Here is a 23,109-nt window from a genome sequence, read left to right on the forward strand (position 1 = left end):
GCCTAGGCGGTCGCGGGGCGGGGGTTGAGAGCCGGCGCCCGTTTTGGTTTGACGTGGGGTGCGTCACCGCTGGAGATGCCGCCGTCAACGGCGTCGCCTTCGATGGGGGCCTTCGGGGCGGGCATTGCGATCGGCGGCACGTCCGAGACGGGACGTTTGTCGCTGGAGAGCCACTGCGGGCGGGGCGGCAGCTGCTCGACATTGGCGAAGATCTCGGCGAGGGCGGTCTGGTCAAGCGTTTCATGCTCAAGCAGGGCCGTGGCGAGCTCGTCCAGGATCACGCGGTTCTTGATGAGCACCTCGTAGGCCTCGTCGTGGGCGTCTTCGAGCAGTTGGCGCACCTCGCGGTCGACGCTCTCGGCGACCCGCTCCGAGTAGTCGCGTTGGTGACCCATGTCGCGGCCGAGAAAAACCTCGCCTGAACCCTGACCGAGCTTGAGCGGACCGACGACGCTGCTCATGCCGAACTCGGTCACCATCTTGCGGGCGGTCGCCGTGGCTTTCTCAATGTCGTTGGAGGCACCACTGGTTGGGTCGTGAAAAATGATTTCTTCGGCGACACGGCCGCCCATGGCATAGGCCAGCTGGTCGAGCAGTTCGTTACGCGTGACCGAGTACCGGTCTTCGAGCGGCATGACCATCGTGTAGCCGAGGGCCCGGCCGCGCGGAAGAATCGTGATCTTGGTCACCGGGTCCGTAAAGTTCATCGCGGTCGCGACGAGGGCGTGACCTCCCTCGTGGTACGCGGTGATGAGCTTTTCCTTATCGCGCATGACACGCGTGCGTCGTTGCGGTCCCGCCATGACCCGATCGACGGCCTCGTCGAGAGCACGGTTGTCGATGAGTTGGGCGTTGGACCGGGCAGTGAGCAGCGCGGCTTCGTTGAGCACGTTGGCGAGGTCGGCTCCGGTGAAGCCAGGCGTCTTGCGGGCGAGCACTTCGAGGTTGACGCCTTCAGCCATGGGCTTGCCCTTGGAGTGCACTTCGAGAATGCGCTTGCGGCCGAGCATGTCGGGTGCGTCGACGCCGATCTGGCGGTCGAACCGGCCCGGGCGCAGCAGCGCCGGGTCGAGAATGTCCGGGCGGTTGGTGGCAGCGATAAGAATGACGTTGGCCTTCACGTCGAAGCCGTCCATCTCGACCAAAAGCTGGTTGAGGGTCTGCTCGCGTTCATCGTGCCCGCCGCCCATGCCGGCACCACGGTGCCGGCCAACTGCGTCGATCTCATCGATGAAGATGATGGCGGGCGCGTTCTCCTTGGCCTGGCTGAACAGGTCGCGCACCCGGCTGGCACCGACTCCGACGAACATTTCAACGAAGTCCGAGCCGCTGATGGCGTAGAACGGCACGTTGGCCTCGCCGGCCACCGCGCGGGCAAGCAAAGTTTTACCGGTGCCGGGAGGGCCGTAGAGCAGCACGCCCTTCGGAATGCGCGCGCCGACCGCCTGGAACTTGGCTGGCTCCTTGAGGAAGTCTTTGATCTCTTCGAGCTCTTCGATGGCTTCGTCAGCACCGGCAACATCGGCGAACGTGACCTGCGGGCTCTCCTTGGAGACGAGCTTGGCCTTGGACTTGCCAAACTTCATGACCTTACTGCCACCGCCCTGCATCGAGATCATGAGCCAGAAGAAGGCACCGATGAGCAAGACAGGAAGCAGGAAGCTGAGCACGCCCAAAATCCAGTTGGGCTGCGGCACCTCGTCGGTGAAGCCGTCCTTGGGGTTGGACGCAGTGACGGCGGTGATGATCTCTTCGCCACGCGGGGCGACGTAGTAGAACTGCACCTGGGTACCGAGGTCTCCGCTGGCCTTGGTCAGCGTGAGATCGACGCGTTGTTCGCCGTCGACGATGGTGGCTTCGGCGACGTTGCCCGACTTGAGGTAGTCGAGGCCCTCTTGCGTGCTGACCTCGCGGAATCCGCTCATGGTGATGAGGCTTGACCCCACCCAGACGGCGATGACGGCGAGGACAATGTACAGAATCGGGCCGCGTAGTAGCTTCTTGACGTTCATGGTGACCTCAGGCTAGCGCTCGATTACAGGGGAAAGCCGTGTGTTCGCTTTAGGGGAAACTCAGGCGTGGTGCGCAGACTGTGATTAGAGCGAAGGCGCGGCGACGGTGGAGTAGACGTGCGGGGCGAGAATACCCACGGAGCGTAGGTTGCGGTACTTCTCGTCGTAGTCGAGTCCGTAGCCGACCACGAACTTGTTCGGAATGTTGAACCCGATGTATTTCACGTCGATATCAACGCGTGCGGCATCCGGCTTGCGCAGTAAGGCGCAGATCTCTATGGATGCCGGACCGCGAGTTTTCAAGTTCGCCAACAGCCATGACAGGGTCAGCCCGCTGTCGATGATGTCCTCGACGATGAGCACGTTACGACCGGAGAGGTCGGTGTCGAGGTCCTTGAGAATGCGCACGACGCCGCTGGACTGCGTGCCGGAGCCGTAGGAGCTGACAGCCATCCAGTCCATGGTCACCGGGTGATGCAGTTCGCGGGCCAGATCAGCCATGACCATGACCGCACCCTTGAGTACTCCGACCAGCAGCAGGTCGGTGCCAGCGTAGTCGACTTCGATCTGGCGTGACATCTCGGCCAGGCGAGCCCGAATCTGCTCCTCGCTGATCAGGATCTCGGTGAGGTCGCCATCAATGTCGCGAGGTTCCATGTGGAAAAAGCATTCCTTTGTGTCAGGTGAGTCCAGGCGCGGAGAAAATCAAAATGCCATCCTGTCGTACAACTCTAATACCTGGCAGGCTGAGCGCCCCCTGTCCGTGCCACTGCGTCACAAGCGCCGCCACGGCCAAGGTCTGGACTCGATTCAGCCACACCCCGCACATCGCCTCGACTCCGAACCGAATCACTCGCTGCCTGACCGCCGCCGGAACAGACGCCAGCACGGACGTTGCAATCTTGCCGTTGGCAAAATGTTCCTGCAGCATCATGCGCGCCAGCTCGTCGAGAGCGTCCGAGTCCTCCCGCAGCGCATCGGCGGTGCGGGCAAGCGCCACCCCGACGCCAGGGCCGAGCTCGTTCTCGAGCAACGGCAGCACCGTCTCGCGCACCCGCACCCGAGCGTAACGCGGGTCGAAATTTTGCGGGTCGCTCCACGGCCGAAGGCCCGCATCGGCGCAGAATTGGCGAGTTTGGGCCCGACGGATGCCGAGCAATGGTCGCAGAATCGGCCCGGTTCGCGCTGCCATGCCCCGCAGGCTGGTCGGTCCGGAACCACGGGAAAGCCCGAGCAGCACGGTTTCAGCCTGATCGTCGAGGGTGTGGCCGAGCAGCACGCTGCTCGCCCCGGTGCGTTCGAGGGCCAGGTCGAAAGCCGCGTACCGTGCGGTGCGGGCGGCCGCCTCCGGGCCCGTTCCTGCGCTGTCGACCGTAACGCTCAACACCAGCACCGGGTCGAGGCCCAGCTGTCGGGCGACCACGGCAGCCCGCTCCGCGACCTCCGCTGATCCGGTTTGCAGATTGTGATCGACGATAATCGCTCCGGCACGGATACCCGCCCGTCCGGCTTCAAAGGCAGTCGCGGCAGCAAGCGCGAGCGAATCGGCGCCGCCGCTCAGGCCAACCAGAACGAGCCCCTTTGACGGGAGTAGCCCGCGCACGGCCCGGCGAATATCAGCCCGGGCCGGAGTCAGGCGCGGACGGTGGACAGATTCCATCCAGTAACGTTAGCGGCAGACTTTGATCAAGGGAGAAACCAGCCATGGCCGAATATGACGCAGTCATCGAAATCCCTCGCGGGAGCCGCAATAAGTACGAGGTAGACCACGAAACCGGTCGCGTGTACCTCGACCGCGTGCTCTACACGAGCTTCATGTACCCCACCGACTACGGCTACTTCGAGAACACGCTCGGCCTCGACGGCGACCCCGTTGACGTTCTCGTACTGCTCGACTACCCACTGTTCCCAGGCGTGGGTGTCTCCGTGCGTCCGGTCGGCGTCTTCAACATGACCGATGACGGCGGCTCCGACGCGAAGGTCATCGCCGTTCCGGCCGGTGACCCCCGCTGGGATCACATTCAGGATGTCCTCGACATTCCGGAATATACCCGCAAGGAAATCGAGCACTTCTTCGAGCACTACAAGGACCTCGAACCCAATAAGTGGGTCAAGACAGAGGGCTGGGGCGACGCGGCCGAAGCCAACCAGATCGTGGTCGACGGCATTGCGAAGCTGGCCGACGAGGGCCACTAACCCTCACCCCCGCTGAAGGCCCCCGGGTTGTCCTGGGGGCCTTTGTTCTGCTTGCGGCCAGGCCGACGGGCTAATTCAGCAAATTTTTCCGGCGGCTTGTGCCTATCGCACTGGTCCGGGGCCAGCGCGCGGATCTCCTGAATCAGCCTCGCGCGTCATCCGGCGGTCAGAAACCGGTCCTAGGCGGCGGGGCGGCCAACGTACGGCGCGACGGCCCACGGCGACCAGATACTGTGCACACGCACGTGCGCCGAGGGGTTGGGTGCTTCGAGGACCTGGCCGTTACCGACGTAGATCGCCACATGGTAGTAGTTGCCCGGGCTGCCCCAGAACACCAGGTCGCCCACCTGAACCTGGGCAAAAGAGACGAGATTGCCCTGCTGGGCCATGGTGTTGTACTGGTTCGTGGCTGAGTGGGTGCCGATATAAACGCCGGCGGCTGCATAGGCGGCCTTGGTCAGCCCGGAGCAGTCCCACGCGTCGGGGCCAGAGCCTCCGAAGACGTAGCGGTCACCGAGCTGGTTGCGGGCGAACGCGAGTGCTGCGTCGACGATGCTTGCGTTGGGTACCGCCGCTGGCGCGGCCGATGCAGCGGGCGTCACCGGCGTGGCTGGCGCGGCCGGCGCAGCGGGCGCGGCCGATGCAGCTGGCGCGGCCGGCGCAGTGGGCGCGGCTGATACAGCTGGCGCGGCCGGCGCAGCGGGCGTCACCGACGCGGCCGACCCGGAACCAAATCCTGAACCGGCCGCTGCCCCACCGCCACGAACGGGTTCCGCGGGCGCGGCATCCGCTATTGCAGCAGCGGATGCCTGCGCTTGTGCGAACGCTTGAGCCGCAGCGGCCGCGTCTTCGCTGACGTGAAAGCTGCGCTCGGCCTCTGCCGTGGTGTCTTTGAGCAGGGCGAGTTGTTCGAATAGTTCACTCGACTTGCGCTGCTGGGAGTCATAGGCGACCTCGGCAGCGTTCGAACTCGACGTGGCTGTGTCAAACGTTGTCTTGGACTCTTCGGTGAGCCGTTCGCGTTGCTCGGTCGCTGATGCCGCCTGCTCGCCGAGAGACTCCGCCGCATTCTTGTCCTGCACCGCCTCGGTGTAGATCTGTTCGGACTGTTCGCTCAGCTTGCTGGCCGTTCCCAGCTGGCTGAGCAGGTCATCCGCGCTGCTGCCATTCAAGAACAGGTTGAGCGATAGACCGCTGGCGCCTGACTTGGCGAGGTGTGCGGCGATGAGGCCGGCACGCATCTTCGATGTTGCGGCGGTTGCTTCGGCGGTTGCAGCCTGCCCGCTGAGGCTGGTTTCACGCAGGGTGGCGGCGTTCAGGGCGTCCTGCGTCACACGGTAAGCCTCGGCCGCAATCTGCGCGGTCGTGACGGCCTTCGCTGCCTGGCTCGCCAGACCGTCGAGCAGCTCGCCGAGAGTCGCGATCTCGGCGAGCTTGGTCGTCTCGTTCTGCTTGGCCGTCTCAACATCGTTCCAGCTCGGATACTCCGGGACGGCGAAGGCGGCCCCGCCGGCGGCGGCAACGGATGCTGTGACAGCCGAGACCGCGCCGATTGCCACGGCGGAAAGGAGTCGTTTCGACTTGGTGCGAACGCCTGCGCGCGTGCTGGAGTTGCTCTGTACGGAGTTGCCCTGTGCAGTGGTGCTCTCAGCCAAGTGATGCTCCCCGGTCGGCCATGAATGGAACGGGATTGATGCGGTTTCCACCAATCCAGACTTCGAAGTGCAGGTGGCAGCCGTTGGCTGCGCCGGTGGCGCCGGAACTGGCGATGACCTGCCCGGCCGACACTGACTGTCCAACACTCACGTTGTACCCCCCGTTGCGAATGTGGGCATAGCCGGTTGAGACGTTGTCGCCGTGGCTGATCTTCACGAAGTTTCCGTATGTGCCGAGGCGACCAGCCCAGGTGACGACGCCAGCATGGGCGGCATAGATAGGTGCGCCACAGCCGGTGCCGAGGTCGGTGGCGTAGTGAAAGCTTCCGCTGCAGTCACCACCGTTACAGATGACCGCCCGGGGGCCGTAGCCGCCGGTGATGCGGCCGCCGGCCGGAACGGCCCAACCGGTCATGCTCACCGATCCACCAGAACCACCCGAACCACCGGAACCACCCGAACCACCGCTACCGGCACGCGCCGCTGCCGCTGCGGCTGCCGCTGCTTGTGCCGCTGCTTGTGCCGCTGCTTGTGCCGCTGCTTCAGCCGCAACACGGGCCGCTTCGATCCGGGCGCGTTCGGCGACTCCGGCTTCATACCCGGCTGTTGTTGTGGCCTGGGCGTCGCGCATGAATAGCAGCTGCTGTTCGAGTTCGGCGCTCTTGGCTTCGGACTCGGTGAGCGCGTTCGCTGCTGCCTCGGCCGCAGCCTGGGCCGCGGCGAGCGCAGCCGCCGCGGCGACGCGCAGCGTCTCACGTTCCGCTTGGGCGACTTTGGCCTGGTCGCCGAGCGATTGGGCGTTATTGGTGGCCGCTTGTGCTGATTCGTAGACGTCGGAGCTGCGTTCAACGAGCTTGCTCATGTTGCCGAGTTTTGCCAGCAACAAGTCAGCATCGGCTCCGTCTCCTTCGCCCTCAAGGAACAGGTTCACGCTGAGATCGGTGCCGCCGGTGCGGTATAGCTGGGCGGCGAGCTGGCCGGCCTGCTTGGTAGCGGTATCCGCTGTGGCTTTGCTCGCATCGGCCTGTGTCTGGATATCTTCAGCACGGCGGGTGGCGTCGTCAAATTCCTGCTGCGCGGCCTCGAGTTCGCCGGCGCTTTTTTCGGCAGCGGCCTGGGTTTCTTGCACCTGCACCTGCAACCCGGCAATGAGATTCTCAATGGCGGTCACCTGCGCCGCGGCCGTGGCCGTGTTTGCCTTGGCGTTTTGTAGGTCCTGCCAGGAGGGGTACTCGACGGCGCTCGCTGGAGCTATCGGGCTTACCAGGGTGACCAACAGGGTCATGGCGGCCATGATGCTGGTCAATGTCAGGGTGTGCCTGGGCCACCGATTGGTTGCACGCAAGCGGCGGGTGGGCAGGTCAGTCTCGCGGCCGTCCACGGTTTTCATGCGAATCATTGTTTCCCAACAGGCTTATACCAGTTGCCACGTGCGCCGAGGCAGACTCTTCAGCGTAACAAGGTGGGCAGGATTCACCCAGTCTCCCCCGCGAATCTAACTTGCGAAATATCCGCTGGCCCGTCCATTTGCGGGCGCGCTGCGAATTGGTATCGAGAATTATTTGCCATTCAACCAAACGCTGCGCGTGCCGATTTGGCCTTCGCCCCACAAGACCGTATGCTTACTCTTCGGCAGCCATGAACATTGTGGCTCACGGCCCCATCGTTTAGCGGCCTAGGACGGCGCCCTTTCACGGCGTTAACACGGGTTCGAATCCCGTTGGGGCTACGCAAACTGCACGTGCACGAAGTAGCAAAATAAATAGAATAGTCTTACCAAGTGCCTCGCACACAGATTCACATTTTCACATCGAGGCCCTGTAGCGCAGTTGGTTAGCGCGCCGCCCTGTCACGGCGGAGGTCGCCGGTTCAAGTCCGGTCAGGGTCGCAAAGAAAATAGCCCTTTCGAAAGGAAGGGCTTTTTTTCTTAGAAGAGGCGCTTATTGCGCAGCTTCGGGGCCCTGTAGCTCAGTTGGTAGAGCGTTCGACTGAAAATTGAAAGGTCACCGGATCGACGCCGGTCGGGGCCACTAGAATCCTCGTAAGCCTTGTGCTTACGGGGATTTTTTCATTTCTACGAAGATTTTCAGTCGGCCGTCCCGCAAACCCCGCACATTCAGATCAGGCCATCGGGGCGCTGTCCCATCACTTCAGCAGCCCGCTTCGATCCCTTGATCGCATTCATGTGCACGTCTTGAGTCATGAACGGATTCTCGTGACCGAGGTAATCGGCTATCTCCGTGGCCGACAACCCCTCCTTGAGGAGCGTCGTAGACTCCCGCAGTACTTCGTGACGACGGCGGAGCAGCTCCAGCGTCTGCGCCGGCAGGGACGTAATGCGTCCTGACTTCGTATCTGGGGTGAGGTCAGCGGCCGGCGCGTACACGTGTGAGCGACTCACAGGACAAAAATCCCCCAAGGAGCGTGAGCTCCCCGGGGAATTAGTTTCTTGCTGATCGAGCGCGCCACTCGGGCGATCGGAGGTGATCTCACTTGGCATGATCAACCTCTCCGTCTTCGGGTTGCTTGTGATGGGTTGAGCCGGCGTGCACCGGCGCTGCTCACCGGCTACGGTTAGACGCCGAAACCGGGGCAGGTGCCCCAGAGTCCAGTTTTGTTGGACTTGATGAGCTGTTGACGGTCAAATTCTCCATCCTCTGAATCTGCGATGTAAGCAAGGCCTGCGTGGAGTATGTGCGACCAATAACCGGCCGAGCGAAGCCCCTCGGGGGACGAGATGAGGTCATCGTTATCGGTGAAGTACTGTTTCGTCGCTGCGAGGGCTTCGTCATAACCGCACTCGCCAACACTCGGTACGACGATGCTGCGCGATGTCCACAATTTGGCAGTCGTTTCTCCTGCGTATTTGGCATTTGCCGGTACGGTCGGGTCCGGCATGATGAGGGCCGTGTGGGTGTCGATGAACTCAACTAATTCCACGGCCATAGGACCCTCAGCAACGGCCTTGATAAAGGCTTCTTCACGATTCTTGGTTTCAGACGCATCTGCCGCGGCGCTGGACGTGGGGTGGACTCCGTCAGTGGATGGAGTTGCTGTGTCGTTTACGGATGGGGTTGTGGAGCAGCCGGCAAGCAGGATAGTCGCCAGGACCACCATGGTGGCAACGCTCACTTTTGTGGTGATCTTCATGGTGGGGTGTCGCTTTCTCTGTGAAATATGCGCGGTAATGAAGAATCAGCGCGGTGGTCGTCTTCGTCTTGCATCGCTCGTGGCGCCACAATTCCATTTGGGAGTGTGGTCGCGATTGGGCGTCGCGGTGATGCGTCCGAGCTCCAGGTGTAGGCGGGATCTGCCACGCCTACACCTGAAGCTCGGAAAAACTAGTGCGAGGGATTCACTCGCTCACGCGCACTCTGTCGCGCCACCCTTCTCACGGATGCTTGCGCGACATCGGTTGTAAATCAACAGATGCGACAGACCAAGCGGAGGAAGTGCACGGGTAGAGAGCGTGTGGGGTAACACGTGAGACCCTCGCGGGTACCCGGATCAGCCTCCACTCGTGGACGCTCGGGGCGATTAGGGGTAATAAAACGGCGGACTACTACCGACGGACTCGAGAAAACAGAGCTTGAGGCTGACTGCGTCGTTCCGATCAAAATGTCGTCCAAGCCAGAGCGGCCCTGCGTCGTCCGGGGCCACGTTCAGCGACCCGATTCAAGTGACCCTAGGCCACGAAGGCGCGGTAGGCGGGGTCGTTTGCGCGAAGAACACGCAGAACGTTCTGGGAACCAAGCTTGGTGAGGTCGGCATCGCTCCAGCCGCGCCGTTCGAGTTCAGCAAACAGGTTGGGGTATTCCGACACGTCGGCAAGGCCGACCGGCATGTCGGGGCAGCCGTCGAAGTCACCGCCGAGACCGATGTGATCGACGCCGGCCACATTGCGGGCATGCTCAACGTGGTCAGCCACATGCGCCACGGTAACCTGCGGCTTCTCCCCCACCGAACCATGGTCTTCCCAGTCGCGGTAGTCGGCGGAGAGGAAGGCCGGCACGAAGGTGATCATCTGCACACCATCGTTGGCGGCGAGCTGGGTGAGAATCGCGTCGGGCACGTTGCGCGGGTGCGGATTGAGGGCGAAGCACGAGGAATGGCTGAACAGAATGGGGAGCGTTGTGGCATCGAGGGCGTCCTGCATGGTGGCAGCGGAGACGTGCGAAAGATCGACCATCATTCCGATGCGGTTCATCTCGGCGATGACGGCCCGGCCTCGATCGTTGAGACCGTTGTGAGTCGCCACATCGACGGCCGCATCAGCCCAGTCGGTCGTCGAGTTCCAGGTCAGGGTCATGTAGCGCACGCCGAGCCGCGCATACTCGCGAAGCACCGCGAGCGAGTTGTTCATCTGATTGCCGCCCTCGACCCCCAGTAGCGACGCAATCCTGCCGGCGTGTTGTGCGCGTTGAACGTCGTCGGCGGTCACGGCCCGCTCGAAATCGTCGGGGTAGGCCGCAATCAGGCGGTCAATGAAATCGATCTGTTCCAGGGTGGCCTGCACGGAATCGGCGCCCGTGAAATCGCTATGCACCCACACCGACCAGAATTGGCCCTGCACCCCACCGAGACGCAGCCTGGGGACATCCGTCTGAACTTGACTGCGCTCCGAATCGTATTCGGCGTCCAGCCCGGCAACCGAGTAGTGGCGATGCTCGCGGCAGGCCCAGGCAAGATCGTTGTGGCCATCAATAACGGCAAATTTCGGACTTCTTACGGTCATGTGAACTCTTCCCGGCAATCGATGCGCTCAGGCCAGCCTAGGTCTTACACCACCAGGCATTTTGTGCGCCCAAGCCACCCGGCACTGCGGCGCTCAGTTTTGAGTTTTTTGCCCGCAAAACCGGGGCTGAAGTGCGGCAATTCCAAGCGGCCGGGACACCCGCCGCTGCAACATCCCCCAAGCAAGGGGTTTTCACCCCAATTGAGGTTACAGCGCCACCGACTGGAATCGGGGTAGTCTCTGCCAGTAAGTTGCTGAGAAAGAATCATCTTCAAATGCCGCGCTCCGCCACCGACAAGTGCCAGCATCGTCACCTTGTCACCATGACCACCTGTTCCTGTAAACCCGACTGCAGGGAATGAAAAAGTGATTTTCACTTGTAACCCGCCGAACCCCCTCGGCGACCCCTTACTCACCCCCGCACCGGCCGTACCTGGCGCAGCTTCTACGCTCGACTGCAGGAGGAACGACGCATGAGTGAATCAGATTCTCCCGCGTCCTCTGCCCAGTCCCTGCCGCTTGGGCACACCCCGAAACTGCGGCTCGTCGACCAGGCCACGTCGGCACACGCCGATATCGCCGTCGACACCGCTTCCTCTGGGTTGATCTGGGCGCGACGGTACCGCACCAAGCTTCGACTGACCGATGTCACCGTCATCGTTTTCGCTGTCGGTGTGGCATTGGTGTTTCGGTTCGGCGTTGATGGCATTCCAGCCGTACCGGGATCGTTCAGCGCCAATTACTGGCTCCTGTCGCTGCTAATCGTAACGACCTGGCTCATGACCCTCGAACTTTTTCACACCAGGGATTCCCGAATCGTCGGCGTCGGCGCGAGTGAATACAAGCAAGTCATCAACGCCAGCGCTGTGACCTTCGGCATGCTCGCCATCGTCTTTCTGATCTCCAACATCGACATCGCCCGGCTGTACTTTATTCTGGCGCTCCCCCTCGGCATCGTCGTGCTGGTTCTGGAACGGTGGCTGTGGCGCAAATGGCTACTGCACCAGCGCAAGTTCGGCCATTACCTCTCTCGCGTGATCGTCGTAGGAAACCGCGACGACGTGGAATACGTCGTCAGCCAGATCGACAACAAGTCCGGCGCTGCCTACTACATCGTTGGCGCTGCCCTGGAAGACGGCATCGGTGATGAGATCTCGGCTGGCGAACGCATGGTGCCGATCGTGTCCGATTTCGCACATGTCGCCGCTGCGGCAGCCGCCATGGGCGTCGACACCGTCATCGTGGCCGGGCAGCCCAGCGGCGGCAGTTCCTACATTCGCAATCTCGGCTGGGACCTCGAAGGAACGTCAGCGGAGCTCGTTCTCTCCAGCCGGCTAACGGATGTTGCTGGTCCCCGAATCCACTTTCGCCCGGTAGACGGCCTCCCGCTGATCCACGTGGAAATTCCCCGATTCGAGGGGGGGCGCCACGCCCTCAAGCGAACCCTGGACATCGTCACGACGTCCCTTGCCCTGGTGTTCCTGCTGCCCGTGCTCGCGGTCATTGCCGTGCTCATCAAGCTGGACAGCGCCGGCCCCGTACTGTTTCGGCAGGAACGCTGCGGCCGCAACGGACAAACCTTTCGCATGATCAAATTCCGCTCCATGGTGAAGAACGCGGAAGACGATCTGGCCGGCCTACTCGACCAGAACGAAGCTTCCGGGGTGCTGTTCAAGATTCGCAACGACCCCCGGATCACCAAGATCGGTCGCGTGCTGCGCAAGTACTCGCTCGACGAGCTACCCCAGCTGTGGAACATTTTCGTGGGCGAGATGAGCCTGGTCGGACCCCGCCCGCCACTGCCCGAAGAAGTGCAGGTCTACGAAACCCACGTGCATCGCCGCCTGTACATCAAGCCCGGCCTGACCGGCATGTGGCAGGTCAACGGACGGTCGAATCTCAGCTGGGAAGACAGCGTTCGACTCGACTTGTATTACGTCGAGAATTGGTCCCTCACCGGCGACCTGATGATCATCTGGCGCACCTTCAAGACCGTCATTCAACCAGTAGGGGCGTATTGACATGACCGCGGGCATCGAACACACTGCGCCCACCAACCACCGGCGTCTGAGCATCGCAATGATCGGTACCCGCGGAGTGCCCGCCGCCTACGGCGGATTTGAAACTGCCGTCGAGGAGATCGGTCGCCGCCTCGTCGACCGTGGCCACGACGTCACCGTCTACTGCCGCCGCGCCGCCCAGCCGGTGCCAAAAGAGTACCTCGGCATGAAACTCGTAGAGCTGCCGGCACTACGCCACAAGATTCTCGAGACCCTGAGCCACACCGGACTGTCGGTCTTCCACGCCACCCTGCACCGTCCGGCCGATGTCGCGTTCGTCTTCAACGCCGCCAACGCCCCATTTGTGCCGCTGTTGCGCCTCCGCGGAATCCCCAGCGTCGTGCACGTCGACGGCCTGGAATGGAAGCGCGACAAATGGGGTGGCGCGGGGAGGCGCTACTACCGCTGGGCCGAGGAAGTATCGGTGCGCGAAGCTGATGCCCTCATCGCTGACGCACAAGGCATCGTCGACTATTACCGGGACGAATTTTCCATTTCAACCGAATTGATCTCCTACGGCACGCGAATCTTGCAGGACACCCCGACCGATCGGCTCGCCGAACTCGATCTTCGCCCCGGCGGCTATCATCTCGTCGTCGCCCGGTTCGAACCAGAAAACCACGTCGATGTCATCGTGGAAGGATATCGGGCCAGCGCTGCCCGCCTGCCACTCGTCGTCGTCGGCTCTGCGCCGTACGCTGCCAACCACATCACCCGTATCAGCGACCTCGCCGCGTCTGATTCCCGCATTCGCATGCTTGGCAGTGTCTGGGACCAGGATCAGCTTGACCAGCTCTACACTCATGCCAGCACCTACCTGCATGGTCATTCGGTCGGCGGAACGAACCCGTCGCTGTTGCGGGCAATGGGTGCCGGCACCAAGGTCATCGCGTGGGACGTCATCTTCAATCGTGAGGTCCTCGGTGTCGACGGTGCCTACTTCGTGCGGGCGGAGTCCCTGAGTGCTTTGCTCGAAGATGCCGAACTGAACGCCGAGCGCGTGGCCGAAGTTGCCGCGGCGCTGCAACGACGCGCTGCGGAACTCTACAACTGGGACAGCGTCTCGGACAGTTACGAACAACTCGCCCGGCGCGTGGCCGTCGGCTACAGCACTCACCGTCAAAGCACCGGCAGGGCCGGAGTATCGATGTGGAGCCTGTCCGACACCCTGAGCAATCAACCATCAACCGCACTATCCAGGGGGATCACCTCATGACCAGCACCTCGGCCCGAATCGCTCGTTCGACCGAAACGTACTCTGACACCGTGCGGCGTCTGTCCTCCGCTCAGAAGACCGCGGCCCGCGGCGCGCCACTCTATTCCGTCTACGTGAACCGCCGCGTCGGGCGCTACCTCGCGGCGGGCGCGTTTCGTCTGGGCCTGACCCCCAACAACGTCACTGCCGTCAGCGCTGGCTTCACGTTCTGCGCGATCGGACTACTGGCGATCGGTGAGCCGAGCTGGTGGCTCGGACTCGTCGTGTGGCTGCTGCTCGCCATCGGGTATGCCTTCGACTCGGCCGACGGCCAGGTCGCCAGGTTGCGCGGTGGCGGTTCCCCCTCGGGGGAATGGCTCGACCACGTCGTTGACTCCATCAAGATCTCAACCTTGCATCTAGCGGTGCTCATCACGATGTTCACACATTTTCCACTCTCCAGCTCGACTTGGCTGCTCGTGCCCGTCGGGTTTGCGGCCGTGGCTGCCGTGTCGTTCTTCGCAATGATTCTGAACGACCTGCTCAAAGCCAAGCACGCGCCGACGGCGCCGCCTTCCACCGCTCCCCGCTCCCCGCTACGGTCTGTTCTTGGGCTGCCGACCGACTACGGCGTGCTGTGTCTCGCCTTCGTGTTGCTGGGCGCTCCGTTGGTGTTTTTCGGCCTGTACAGCGTGCTTTTCGTGGCCAATGCGCTTTATCTCGCCTTGGCGCTGGGTAAATGGTTTCGCGATATGACCGCGCTGGGACGCCTGGAAGTCGCCCGACCTTAGCCGCCATCTGCGGTGACAACGTAACGACTTCGCCCTGTGCCTCGTTCTGGGGATGCGTTTTCACCCATTCAGAGGTGAGTTTTGATCACCTTGATTGTAGTGTAGGCGCAACCGGATGGAGAAAGCTGTGGAACCGATCGACTATCTGAGGACCATCACGAGGCGGTGGTTGCTCATCGCTATTGTGGGCCTCCTCGGCGGCGCGGTGGCGTGGGGCTACGCGGCCACCCTTCCGGCGCAGTACCAGGCAACCAACAGTGTCTTCGTGACGAGTGACCGGGGTGAGACGACCAGCGAGCTGCTGCAGTCGTCAACCTTCACTCAAAACCTTGTGCAGTCCTACGCGCAACTCGCCACGACACCAACCGTTCTGGGGCCGGTGATCAGCAAGCTCGGATTGAATATTTCCACGCAGGCCTTGGCCTCCCGCGTCACCGCGGAGATTCCCATCAACACGGTGTTTATCAACATCACCGTTACTAGCCGGTCGTCGACGCAGGCCGTGGCCCTCGCTGATGCTATCTCCGATTCCCTCGCCACTGCGGTAGGGAATCTGGCGCCGAAAGGGCCCGACAACTTGCCGTCGATCACGGTCGAGACGGTTTCTCCGGCTCAACTGCCGGGCAGCCCGTTTGCACCGAATACGCAGCTGATCGTCATCACCGGATTGCTGATCGGGCTCGTTCTCGGCGTGCTGTACGCACTGTCCCGCGAGGTGTTCGATACCCGGGTGAGCACGGAGAAGGACCTCGATCGGGTCTCCTCCGATCCCCTGCTTGGAAAAATCGGTCGCAAGAAGCGCACCGATCCAGCAGGCCTGATCATGCGAGTGATGCCACACAGTGCCCTGGCTGAGGCGTACCGGCGGGTGCGGGCCAACCTGGAATTCATCGACGTGGACAGCCCGCCACGCAGCGCAGTGGTTACGTCCGCGGTGACGCGTGATGGCAAATCCACGACCGCAATCAACCTTGCCCTCGCCATGGCGGAACGTTCGTCGCGCGTACTCCTGATTGATGCCGACCTACGTCGCCCGTCGATCGCCGAGCTGTGTGATCTCGAAGGCGACGTCGGACTGACGACTGTTCTGCTCGGCGATGTCGGACCCGACGACGCCATCGTGCGCTGGTCGAATGGCCTCGACGTGTTGCCCTCCGGCGCTGTGCCGCCCAACCCCGGACAGTTGCTCGGTTCGGCCGCAATGAAAACCCTGATGCAACGCCTACTGCTCGAGTACGACTTCATCGTCGTCGATTCCCCGCCACTGCTGCCAGCCACCGACGCCCTCGGTCTGTCACATCTCACCGACGGCGCCATCGTCGTCGCCCGTTACAAGACGACCACCCGCCAACAGTTGGCCACCACGCTGGAGTCGCTCGAAGCTGTCAATGCGCGCATTCTCGGCATCGTTCTCAACCAAGTGCGGGAGCGTCGAGCTGAAGTGTACTACGGGCCGCTCGCCCCAACAACTCGCACTGCCGCGCTGACTCCGGAACCGACCAACCGGGTCACGGCTACTCGAGCGCCTCGCGCCACCTTTGATGAGACGGGGCGTCGCAGCTCCCGCACGTCGGAATCGACACGGTCGTCATAGTGCGGGTCCTCCAATCTTTTCCGGAGGGTCGCACTACGACGAATCCCTACCTGCTGCAATTGAGCCGGTCGCTCAGCCCATCCGTCGAGGTGCTCGGCTTCACCTGGCGCCGAGCGCTCACCAGCCGTTACGACGTGTTCCACGTACACTGGCCGGAGATTCTCGTGCAGGGCCGGACACCTGCCCGGGCGCTAGCTAGACGTATGTTGTTCCGCCTTTTTCTGGTGCGGCTGCGTCTGCGTCGCACCGCGGTGGTGCGTACGCTGCACAACGTGCGGAGCCATGAGCTCTCACCGCAGCATGACCAACGTTTACTTGAGCGGTTCGACCAGCGCACCACCCTGTGGATCAGGCTCAATTCATTCACACCGGTGCCCGCTGACGCGCTCGAACACACCATCCCGCACGGCGATTACCGAGACTGGTCCGGTGACCTGACGACGGGCGCGCCCGTGCCAGGTCGATTGCTCTACTTCGGACTCATTCGCCCCTACAAGGGTGTGGACACCCTGGTCCACGCTTTTCGCCAGCTGAGCACCGCCGCCCTGGACGATCCCTTGCCCACGCTGCATATTGTCGGTGCTCCCCAAACACGCGACCTGGCAAAGCGGCTGCAGCTCACGGCGGCCGGCGACCCGCGCATCGAGTTTATGCTGCGCCACGCCAGTGACTCCGAACTGGCCGACGCCATCCACGCAGCCGAACTGGTCGTGTTGCCCTACACCGAGATGCACAACTCCGGCGCAGCTCTGCTGGCCCTCTCGCTCGACCGGGCAGTATTGGTGCCAGAGAACGCGGTAACCACCGCTCTGGCCAACGAGGTTGGCACTGATTGGGTGCTCACCTACACCGGACCGCTGTGCGCAGAGGTTCTGGCCGATGCCCTCTCGCGCGCTCGGCGGCCTCGGAGCGCCCCCGCGCCCGACCTCTCGCGCCGCCGGTGGTCGGTCGGAGCCGCCGATCACGTCGCAGCCTATGGCCGGGCCATTCAGTCAGTCCGCTCGCGCTGAAGCCAACGGGATCGGCTGGCCCACGATCGGCGGCTGAGCGCTCAGGCGCCAACAAATAACCAGGCGTCGGCGGCGAGCCGGCCATCGATGGCCGGCAGATCCTCGGCTGCGGGGCGAGGTGCCAGCAGCGCGCGCACGACGGCATCCGCCAGCAGCTGCGGCGTGCAGCCCGGCGCGACCGCTTCGTGGCCGTGCTCCTCAAGCCAGGACGCAAGCCCGGTTTCGGTCGTGGTCACAATCGAGCAGTCGTGCGCGAGACCCTCGACGATCGGCAGACCGACCTGCTCACGCCACGTGGCGGTCGGCTGGCTGGGCAGGGCCAGCACGCTGGCGCGACGCAACTGTCGGTGAATCTCGCTACGTGGCGGGTCGATGACAAGCTCGATCGTTGGGTCGCTGGCGACAGCCTGCCGCGCCTGATTCTCCAGCGCACCCTTACCGATCAGGGTAAGGCGAGCCTCGGGCAGCGCTTTGGTCACGAGGGGCCAAGCCGCGAGAAGGCTCGGCAACCCTTTACGCTGGGCGAACGCTCCAAGAAAAACCACCCGGTTCACCTCAGGGTCGCCGTCAGCGCTGCAGGTGCAGGGGGCTGGCAACGCCGGAATAACGACCGAGACGGCATCCCGGGCAGGTTCGGGCAGGGCTGTGCGGTACGTGACGCGCGCCGCATCCGTTCCGAAAACGATGCGGTCGGTCTGACGCCAGACGAAGCGGGCGGCAACGCCGTTGAGACCGCGACGCAGTCGCGCCCGGATCTCGAGTTGGCGTTGGAACGGGTCTGCGTTTTCCAGGGCGTAACACACGATGCTTGCTCGGCTACCGCCGATCAGCGCACGCAGGCGGAGGGCACTGATCGCTAGCGTGCTGGCCCAGACGCTCGAGAGCATGAGCGGTTCACCAATTTCCAGCGTCGTGACCGTGGAGTGAGCCAGCAACCACGCGGCTCGCACGGGGTGAGCCTGCACGAGCACGAGGCCCGTCGCCAGTTCCTCGTGAAAGTCATACCTTTTGATTCGGAACAGAATGGCGGCCGGCGGCAACTCATGTGCTCGTTCCAGGTGGGCGCTGCGCAGCGTACGGTACAGCCGTGCCCGGTCGGTTCGAATTCGACCGCTAGCCACGCTTGTACTCGTGGTAGACCGAGCCCACGGAACCTGCCAGCATCCCGGCACCGCGGGCGGCTGTGCGCAGTCCTCGGGCGCGCAACGGGACCTGCCCGACGAGGGATCCAGCAATGTATCGCACGATCCCGCCGCACAGCCGCGCGGCGCCACGCGCTTGCAAGCTCATCCGCACCAGCACCCGTTTGGCACGGTCAGTGTCGTCGAGGTTGATACGACTCCAGGTGTTACCCATGCGAAATGCCCGTTGCAGCACCCACTCCCGGGTAAGCCGATCCGCCGGAACTATATCGATGACGATGGCTTCATCGCACCAGATCATCTGCCCGCCGCGCTGGTGCAGCTGCCGGGTGAACAACGAGTCCGACCCGCCTGACAGCCCGAACCGTTCGTCAAAGCTGAGCTCCAACCGACGCACCTGGGCCAGATCGAGCAGCAGATTATTCGTTGCCGCGAGCGATACCGGTGTGCCTGTAGTGAACCGGCGGCGCTCGAAGAAGCCACCAGCCCGAATCCACTGGTCCGGTTCGATGTCGTACTGCGACAGTACCGGGCCAACGACAGCCGCGGGCCGATAGGTCGAATAGGTATCGAGCAACTGCACGAGCCAGTGACTGCTGGGTCGTTCGTCATCGTCGATGAAAATAAGCAGGTCGGCACCCTGGCCTTCCTGCAGCGCTCTATTGCGCGCCGAGGCGATACCCGGGGTGGGCTCGTGCGCGTATCGGATGGGCGTCCCCCCGGTCGATGCGGGCTCCCCAGCTTCGACCCACCTGGTGTCGGTCACGAGGGTGCGAGCTCCGGCATCAGGATCGTTGTCGATGACGATGATCTCCACCGGTGCCAGCACCATGCCGGCCTGATCGAGCAGTTCCGGCAGGAGCTCCTCCAGGTCGGCCGGGCGTCGATAGGTCAGCACCGCGATCACTACGCGCGGGTCACCTGTGGACCGATTGGCAAGTGACATGGCCAATCCCTTCTGTAGCGGTGAGAAAAGTGCTGTTCGCGCCGTGCTTGAACGATGAGGTCGAGACCGGGCCGCCGTTCAATTGGCTCGCTTCACGATCAAGTCATCGAAGGTCGCGGTGACGGGCGTCACTGTGGCGGTCGACCCCAGATAGAAGGCCAGACCAACGGCACCGGATGTCTGCATCGCAGCCGTCGAATCCGTCACCGTGGTCTGCCACGCTGAGGGTTCCGGCGCGCCGAGGGCCCAAACTTTGGCACGAATTGTCGTCGGAGCGGAGCCGATGACCTGAACGCGCAGTTGCAGCGCGCTTCCGGTTGTGTAGGTGAGGCCGGAAATGTTCTGGGCCTTCAGGCTGGTAGCACCACGCATGAGTTGCAGTTGCACAACTCCGGTCGACAGATTCTTCATGCGCACCCGATAGTCGTCCGTGCCGACCCGCCGGCCGATCAGCGAGGTGTACGCGCCGGAACCGGTCGCATCCTGCTGAAGGGTCGTTGTGACGAGCATGTCGGTGTCGAGCAGGGACACGCCCGACAGATAAGCATTGACGGTGGCTCCGGCGGCGGCCTTGAGGCGGCCGACTCCACCACTGACCGAGTAATTCGATGCCGTACCGGTCGTCGTCCAGGCTCCCCCGGTGTCGGCGGCGCCCAGGCCGGTTGCCAGGCTGCGGGAGAACGCGTCGGCAGCCAGCGGTGTGTTCGGGTCGGCTGCCGGAACGACAACCGTCTGCCTGGTTTGCGCGGTGGCTAAGGAATTGTCGGTCACGGTAAGGGTCACGTCGTAGGCGCCCTCGACCGCGTAGCTGTGCGAGGCGGTCACGCCGCTGCCGGAGCTCCCGTCACCGAAGCTCCAGCTGTAGCCGGTGACGGTGCCGTCGCTGTCGGCGGAGGTGGAGGCATCCACCGCCACGGTAAGCGGCGTGGCTTGATAGCTGAATGCTGCTGTTGGCAGCGCATTGGCCGGCGGTTCGGTGGCATCAACCGTGCGGGTGGTAACCGTGCTCGCTCCCGCGTCGTCGGTGACGATGAGAGTGACCAGGTAGCTGCCGGCGGCCGCGTAAGAGTGCGTTGCGGTGGCTCCGGTTGTGGTGCTGTTATCGCCGAAGTCCCAGGCGTAACCCGCGATGGTGCCGTCGGAGTCGGTCGATCCGGTGGCATCAACGCTCAGGTTGCGGTATGTGATCGCGCTGCTGAATGACGCCGTCGGTGCCACGTTGGCGGGCGGTCCGAATCGGCCGATCGAGTTGTGCCGGGCGATGGCACTAGCCCCAAGGGCCGTGTTATAGACGGCCACTTCGTCGATGTCGGCCTCAATATAATCGCTGGTCGGTCGGCTGGTCCAACCGCTGAGGTTGTCGCCGCCTATGCGCCAGTAGCCCTGGACCGGCGCCGCCGACGTCGTGTCGGTGCGCTGGGCGGCGAGGGTGCCGTCGACGTAGAGGGACATTCCGGCAGCGCCGACGGACGCGACGATGTGATGCCATTGGCCGTCGTTGTATGCCGCGGTCGTGTTGACCGTGCGCAAGATGCCCGGCTTCACACCGAACCAGAGTCGTCCGACGTTGTCCATATAGATCTGGCGATCGTAGGCGGTCGAGGCGCCGGTGGCGCTGTTGCCCAGCCCGATGATTTTGCCGCCCTTCGTGGTGGTGGTCTTCACCCAGGCTTCCACGGTGAAAGCACCGCGAGGAGTTTCGAAAGCGGATGATGCCGCCGTGCCCACGGTCGTGCCACTGAAGCGGGAGGCTGTGCCCGAGTCTGCAGCAAGCGCGCCCGGTACGTTGCGGATGACGCCGGTGCCTGCGGTCTCGTTTGAGGCTGCTGCCCAGTCGTAGGCTGTCGTACCACTGGATTCGCCGAGAGGCCAGTATGACGAGGGCGAATCGCTCTGCACGGTCTTGGCGTAGGCGCTGTAGCCACCCGAACCCGATACGGTCACGCTGGTCGGACCGCCGGTTTTGACATTGCCGAAGGAGTCCCGTACACGCACGCGGTAGACGTAGATCTGCCCGGATGTGAGTCCGGTGTCGGTGAAGCCCATCGCCGGTCGGGACCAGTCGGTCGACAGACCGGTCACAGTGCCAACGGAGACACCGTCACGCAGCACCTCGTAGCTGAGCTGTTCGTTATCACGGTCGTAGGCGGCCTTCCATCCAATGCGGGCGGTGCCCGCCGAAAGGGAGTCCACGGTGGGCACGAAAGCGGATGACGCGAAGGCCGCGTTGGCCACGCGTGGGCCTTCCTTATTGGGCGCGATTGCCGTGCTGGCGAAGCGCACCAAGCCCTGTTGGCCCTTGTTGTTGACGTTGGTGAATTCACCGCCATAGAGCAGGTACCGCCCGTCGCCGGTGATGGTCCACGGCCCCTGGCCTTGACCGGTAAACGTGCCCGAGTTGATCTCGGGGTAGAATGTCAGGATGCTCGGACTCGGCTTGCCGGTGAAGCTGGCATAGCTACCGACGGCATTGGGAGTGAGCGTGCCGGTCGCAGCCATGGAGAAGGTGAGAGTGCGGTGGTAGGAGCGTGGTGTGGTCTCGACCGGGCCGCCCATGTTGCCGCAGTAGTGCGTGTGACCGGTGGTGTACACAACGTTGCCGAATGGCACCGCCGAGTAGGTGTCGCCGTGACAGTCTTCCATCCAGATGAGGGAGCCGTCGCTCCAGCTCACCCGGAAGGTGCCCTCGAAGTTTGCCCCGCTTCCAAAGTCGTAGCCGGTGCCGAAGGCGCCGGCGGCCGAAGAGGTCAGGCTGGTGATGGCCCCGTTGACGCCGGCATTGCGAATCAGGGCGTTGACGGCCCAGGGCAGGGAAGCGCCGGTGACGGCATCCGTCGCGGCCATCCCGTAGCCGGGGGCGCCGCTGCCGTTGTACGAGGTGAACGACCCGCCGATAAGAACTTTGGTGCCGTCCGGCGAAACCGCCATGGTGTTGACCGACCCCCCGACCGGTTCTCCGCTCCATCCACGCAGCGCGCCATTTGAGGCGGCGAAAGCAGCGATTTGATTACGAGCGACGCCGTTGGCCGTGGTGAACACCCCGCCCACGTACACGGTGTCACCGAACGTTGCCAAGCTCTTCACCGAGGCGTTCACCGTCGGTGCCCAGGAGGAGATAAGGGAGCCGCTGACAGTGTCGAACGCAGCCAGGCGGTATCTGGCTACCCCGCCAACGGTCGTGAAGAACCCTCCGGCGTACAGCCGGGTACCATCGGTCGATGCCACGAGAGACCGTACGGCTCCGTTCAGGTCTGGATTGAAGCTCTCGACCAGCACGCCGGTGGACAAATTGTAGGCGAGCAGGTTGTTGCGGACAACTTCGTTCACACCGGCTGCCGAGCCGGCCGGCCGAGCCCGTGTGAACTCGCCTCCGGCATAGACAGTGTTGCCGACAATGACCTGGGACCAGACGACACCGTTGATCTGGGTCGTGGGCAAGGCATCGGCAGCGACCGTGAGCGGTGTGCCAGCATCCACCGGGCTGGTGTCCGCCTGCGCCATCAGAGGCACCGTCACGAGGCTCGCGAGCACCGCGACGATGGTCACCAGAGTGGCCCAGCCCACTTTCAGCGACCGAGTGGCATTCGGTCGGATCGTGTCACTGGACGTGGCCATGATCGCGTTGACGTGCGGGCGAGATGCAAAAAGAAGTCGCACGATGATTCCTTACTCAAGACGAGGTGCCGGGCCGTCGGGTAGCCACCGCATTCTTCGGAGTATAGTGAGAATCTTTCATAACTGCCTGCCCCCTATCCGGGGCACGACCACAGAGC

The 23,109-nt window shown here is 63.3% G+C and carries 17 protein-coding genes and 3 tRNA genes; 9 read left to right on the forward strand and 11 right to left on the reverse strand.

Annotated elements, in window-relative coordinates; genetic code table 11:
• Nucleotides 1-2: 2 nt before the first annotated feature.
• The 3 genes from ftsH to tilS all read right to left on the reverse strand — a co-directional run bounded on the left by ftsH (nt 3) and on the right by tilS (nt 3,672).
• On the reverse strand, nt 3-2,012 hold the full coding sequence (gene ftsH, locus CXY74_RS02540; RefSeq protein WP_104198984.1) for an ATP-dependent zinc metalloprotease FtsH: 2,010 nt from the start codon (nt 2,010-2,012) through the stop codon (nt 3-5).
• An 84-nt stretch (nt 2,013-2,096) separates the two neighbouring features.
• Nucleotides 2,097-2,669, reverse strand: a complete 573-nt coding sequence (hpt, locus tag CXY74_RS02545; protein WP_104126061.1) for a hypoxanthine phosphoribosyltransferase — start codon at nt 2,667-2,669, stop codon at nt 2,097-2,099.
• Nucleotides 2,670-2,691: 22 nt separating this feature from the next.
• Complete coding sequence (gene tilS / locus CXY74_RS02550) at nt 2,692-3,672, reverse strand: tRNA lysidine(34) synthetase TilS (RefSeq protein ID WP_104198985.1); 981 nt, start codon at nt 3,670-3,672, stop codon at nt 2,692-2,694.
• Nucleotides 3,673-3,716: 44 nt separating this feature from the next.
• Here tilS and ppa point away from each other — a divergent pair, with 44 nt between their 5' ends.
• Nucleotides 3,717-4,208 (forward strand): inorganic diphosphatase, encoded by a 492-nt coding sequence (gene ppa / locus CXY74_RS02555; protein ID WP_104126063.1) that lies wholly within the window; start codon nt 3,717-3,719, stop codon nt 4,206-4,208.
• 179 nt (nt 4,209-4,387) lie between these two features.
• Here ppa and CXY74_RS02560 read toward each other — a convergent pair whose 3' ends face one another.
• Together CXY74_RS02560 and CXY74_RS02565 are read right to left on the reverse strand one after the other, a co-directional pair.
• Nucleotides 4,388-5,863, reverse strand: a complete 1,476-nt coding sequence (locus CXY74_RS02560) for an NlpC/P60 family protein (protein WP_104198986.1) — start codon at nt 5,861-5,863, stop codon at nt 4,388-4,390.
• A complete protein-coding gene (locus CXY74_RS02565) occupies nt 5,856-7,253 on the reverse strand; it encodes a peptidoglycan DD-metalloendopeptidase family protein (RefSeq protein ID WP_233193176.1) in 1,398 nt (465 codons plus the stop codon). Before CXY74_RS02565 ends, CXY74_RS02560 begins: the two co-directional genes overlap by 8 nt.
• Nucleotides 7,254-7,519: 266 nt before the next feature.
• Between CXY74_RS02565 and CXY74_RS02570 the strand changes: the two genes are divergently transcribed.
• The 3 genes from CXY74_RS02570 (at nt 7,520) to CXY74_RS02580 (ending at nt 7,893) form a co-directional block, all read left to right on the forward strand.
• A tRNA-Glu gene (locus tag CXY74_RS02570) sits at nt 7,520-7,592 on the forward strand.
• Nucleotides 7,593-7,677: 85 nt separating this feature from the next.
• Nucleotides 7,678-7,751 (forward strand) — tRNA-Asp (locus tag CXY74_RS02575).
• A gap of 69 nt (nt 7,752-7,820) precedes the next feature.
• Nucleotides 7,821-7,893: transfer RNA gene (locus CXY74_RS02580), tRNA-Phe, on the forward strand.
• Nucleotides 7,894-7,979: 86 nt separating this feature from the next.
• On the opposite strand, the gene CXY74_RS02585 is transcribed toward CXY74_RS02580, so the two are convergent.
• The 3 genes from CXY74_RS02585 to CXY74_RS02595 all read right to left on the reverse strand — a co-directional run bounded on the left by CXY74_RS02585 (nt 7,980) and on the right by CXY74_RS02595 (nt 10,598).
• Nucleotides 7,980-8,264 carry a hypothetical protein gene (locus tag CXY74_RS02585; protein WP_146070035.1) on the reverse strand — a complete coding sequence of 95 codons (285 nt, stop codon included), beginning with the start codon at nt 8,262-8,264 and terminating at the stop codon, nt 7,980-7,982.
• A 173-nt stretch (nt 8,265-8,437) separates the two neighbouring features.
• Entirely contained in the window at nt 8,438-9,013 is a 576-nt protein-coding gene (locus CXY74_RS02590; protein WP_104198988.1) for a hypothetical protein, read from the reverse strand.
• 535 nt (nt 9,014-9,548) lie between these two features.
• Entirely contained in the window at nt 9,549-10,598 is a 1,050-nt protein-coding gene (locus CXY74_RS02595; RefSeq protein WP_104198989.1) for a dipeptidase, read from the reverse strand.
• 473 nt (nt 10,599-11,071) lie between these two features.
• Here CXY74_RS02595 and CXY74_RS02600 point away from each other — a divergent pair, with 473 nt between their 5' ends.
• From CXY74_RS02600 to CXY74_RS02620, 5 genes are all read left to right on the forward strand, one after another.
• On the forward strand, nt 11,072-12,619 hold the full coding sequence (locus CXY74_RS02600; protein ID WP_199183126.1) for a sugar transferase: 1,548 nt from the start codon (nt 11,072-11,074) through the stop codon (nt 12,617-12,619).
• A gap of 1 nt (nt 12,620) precedes the next feature.
• Nucleotides 12,621-13,874, forward strand: coding sequence for a DUF1972 domain-containing protein (locus tag CXY74_RS02605; protein WP_104198990.1), 1,254 nt, complete (start codon nt 12,621-12,623; stop codon nt 13,872-13,874).
• A complete protein-coding gene (locus CXY74_RS02610; RefSeq protein WP_104198991.1) occupies nt 13,871-14,644 on the forward strand; it encodes a CDP-alcohol phosphatidyltransferase family protein in 774 nt (257 codons plus the stop codon). The genes CXY74_RS02605 and CXY74_RS02610 overlap by 4 nt, the downstream gene beginning before the upstream one ends.
• Before the next feature lie 115 nt (nt 14,645-14,759).
• Nucleotides 14,760-16,238 carry a polysaccharide biosynthesis tyrosine autokinase gene (locus CXY74_RS02615; protein ID WP_104198992.1) on the forward strand — a complete coding sequence of 493 codons (1,479 nt, stop codon included), beginning with the start codon at nt 14,760-14,762 and terminating at the stop codon, nt 16,236-16,238.
• Nucleotides 16,238-17,248 (forward strand): glycosyltransferase, encoded by a 1,011-nt coding sequence (locus CXY74_RS02620; protein WP_104198993.1) that lies wholly within the window; start codon nt 16,238-16,240, stop codon nt 17,246-17,248. The genes CXY74_RS02615 and CXY74_RS02620 overlap by 1 nt, the downstream gene beginning before the upstream one ends.
• 41 nt (nt 17,249-17,289) lie before the next feature.
• Here CXY74_RS02620 and CXY74_RS02625 read toward each other — a convergent pair whose 3' ends face one another.
• From CXY74_RS02625 to CXY74_RS02635, 3 genes are all read right to left on the reverse strand, one after another.
• Nucleotides 17,290-18,369, reverse strand: a complete 1,080-nt coding sequence (locus CXY74_RS02625) for a glycosyltransferase family 4 protein (protein ID WP_104198994.1) — start codon at nt 18,367-18,369, stop codon at nt 17,290-17,292.
• On the reverse strand, nt 18,362-19,336 hold the full coding sequence (locus CXY74_RS02630) for a glycosyltransferase family 2 protein (protein ID WP_104198995.1): 975 nt from the start codon (nt 19,334-19,336) through the stop codon (nt 18,362-18,364). The genes CXY74_RS02625 and CXY74_RS02630 overlap by 8 nt, the downstream gene beginning before the upstream one ends.
• Nucleotides 19,337-19,414: 78 nt before the next feature.
• Nucleotides 19,415-22,993 carry a PKD domain-containing protein gene (locus CXY74_RS02635; RefSeq protein WP_233193177.1) on the reverse strand — a complete coding sequence of 1,193 codons (3,579 nt, stop codon included), beginning with the start codon at nt 22,991-22,993 and terminating at the stop codon, nt 19,415-19,417.
• Nucleotides 22,994-23,109 lie beyond the last annotated feature (116 nt).

Source organism: Cryobacterium sp. Y29 (assembly GCF_002929825.1).
Lineage (GTDB): Bacteria > Actinomycetota > Actinomycetes > Actinomycetales > Microbacteriaceae > Cryobacterium.

What these genes read in the sequence shown, in the direction of transcription:
- CXY74_RS02595 (WP_104198989.1), bottom strand. Translation starts at nt 10,598, where the DNA reads ATGACCGTAAGAAGTCCGAAATTTGCCGTTATTGATGGCCACAACGAT.
- CXY74_RS02630 (WP_104198995.1), bottom strand. Translation starts at nt 19,336, where the DNA reads ATGTCACTTGCCAATCGGTCCACAGGTGACCCGCGCGTAGTGATCGCG.
- ppa (WP_104126063.1), top strand. Translation starts at nt 3,717, where the DNA reads ATGGCCGAATATGACGCAGTCATCGAAATCCCTCGCGGGAGCCGCAAT.
- CXY74_RS02610 (WP_104198991.1), top strand. Translation starts at nt 13,871, where the DNA reads ATGACCAGCACCTCGGCCCGAATCGCTCGTTCGACCGAAACGTACTCT.
- CXY74_RS02565 (WP_233193176.1), bottom strand. Translation starts at nt 7,253, where the DNA reads ATGAAAACCGTGGACGGCCGCGAGACTGACCTGCCCACCCGCCGCTTG.
- CXY74_RS02605 (WP_104198990.1), top strand. Translation starts at nt 12,621, where the DNA reads ATGACCGCGGGCATCGAACACACTGCGCCCACCAACCACCGGCGTCTG.
- tilS (WP_104198985.1), bottom strand. Translation starts at nt 3,672, where the DNA reads ATGGAATCTGTCCACCGTCCGCGCCTGACTCCGGCCCGGGCTGATATT.
- CXY74_RS02600 (WP_199183126.1), top strand. Translation starts at nt 11,072, where the DNA reads ATGAGTGAATCAGATTCTCCCGCGTCCTCTGCCCAGTCCCTGCCGCTT.
- CXY74_RS02590 (WP_104198988.1), bottom strand. Translation starts at nt 9,013, where the DNA reads ATGAAGATCACCACAAAAGTGAGCGTTGCCACCATGGTGGTCCTGGCG.
- CXY74_RS02615 (WP_104198992.1), top strand. Translation starts at nt 14,760, where the DNA reads ATGGAGAAAGCTGTGGAACCGATCGACTATCTGAGGACCATCACGAGG.
- ftsH (WP_104198984.1), bottom strand. Translation starts at nt 2,012, where the DNA reads ATGAACGTCAAGAAGCTACTACGCGGCCCGATTCTGTACATTGTCCTC.
- hpt (WP_104126061.1), bottom strand. Translation starts at nt 2,669, where the DNA reads ATGGAACCTCGCGACATTGATGGCGACCTCACCGAGATCCTGATCAGC.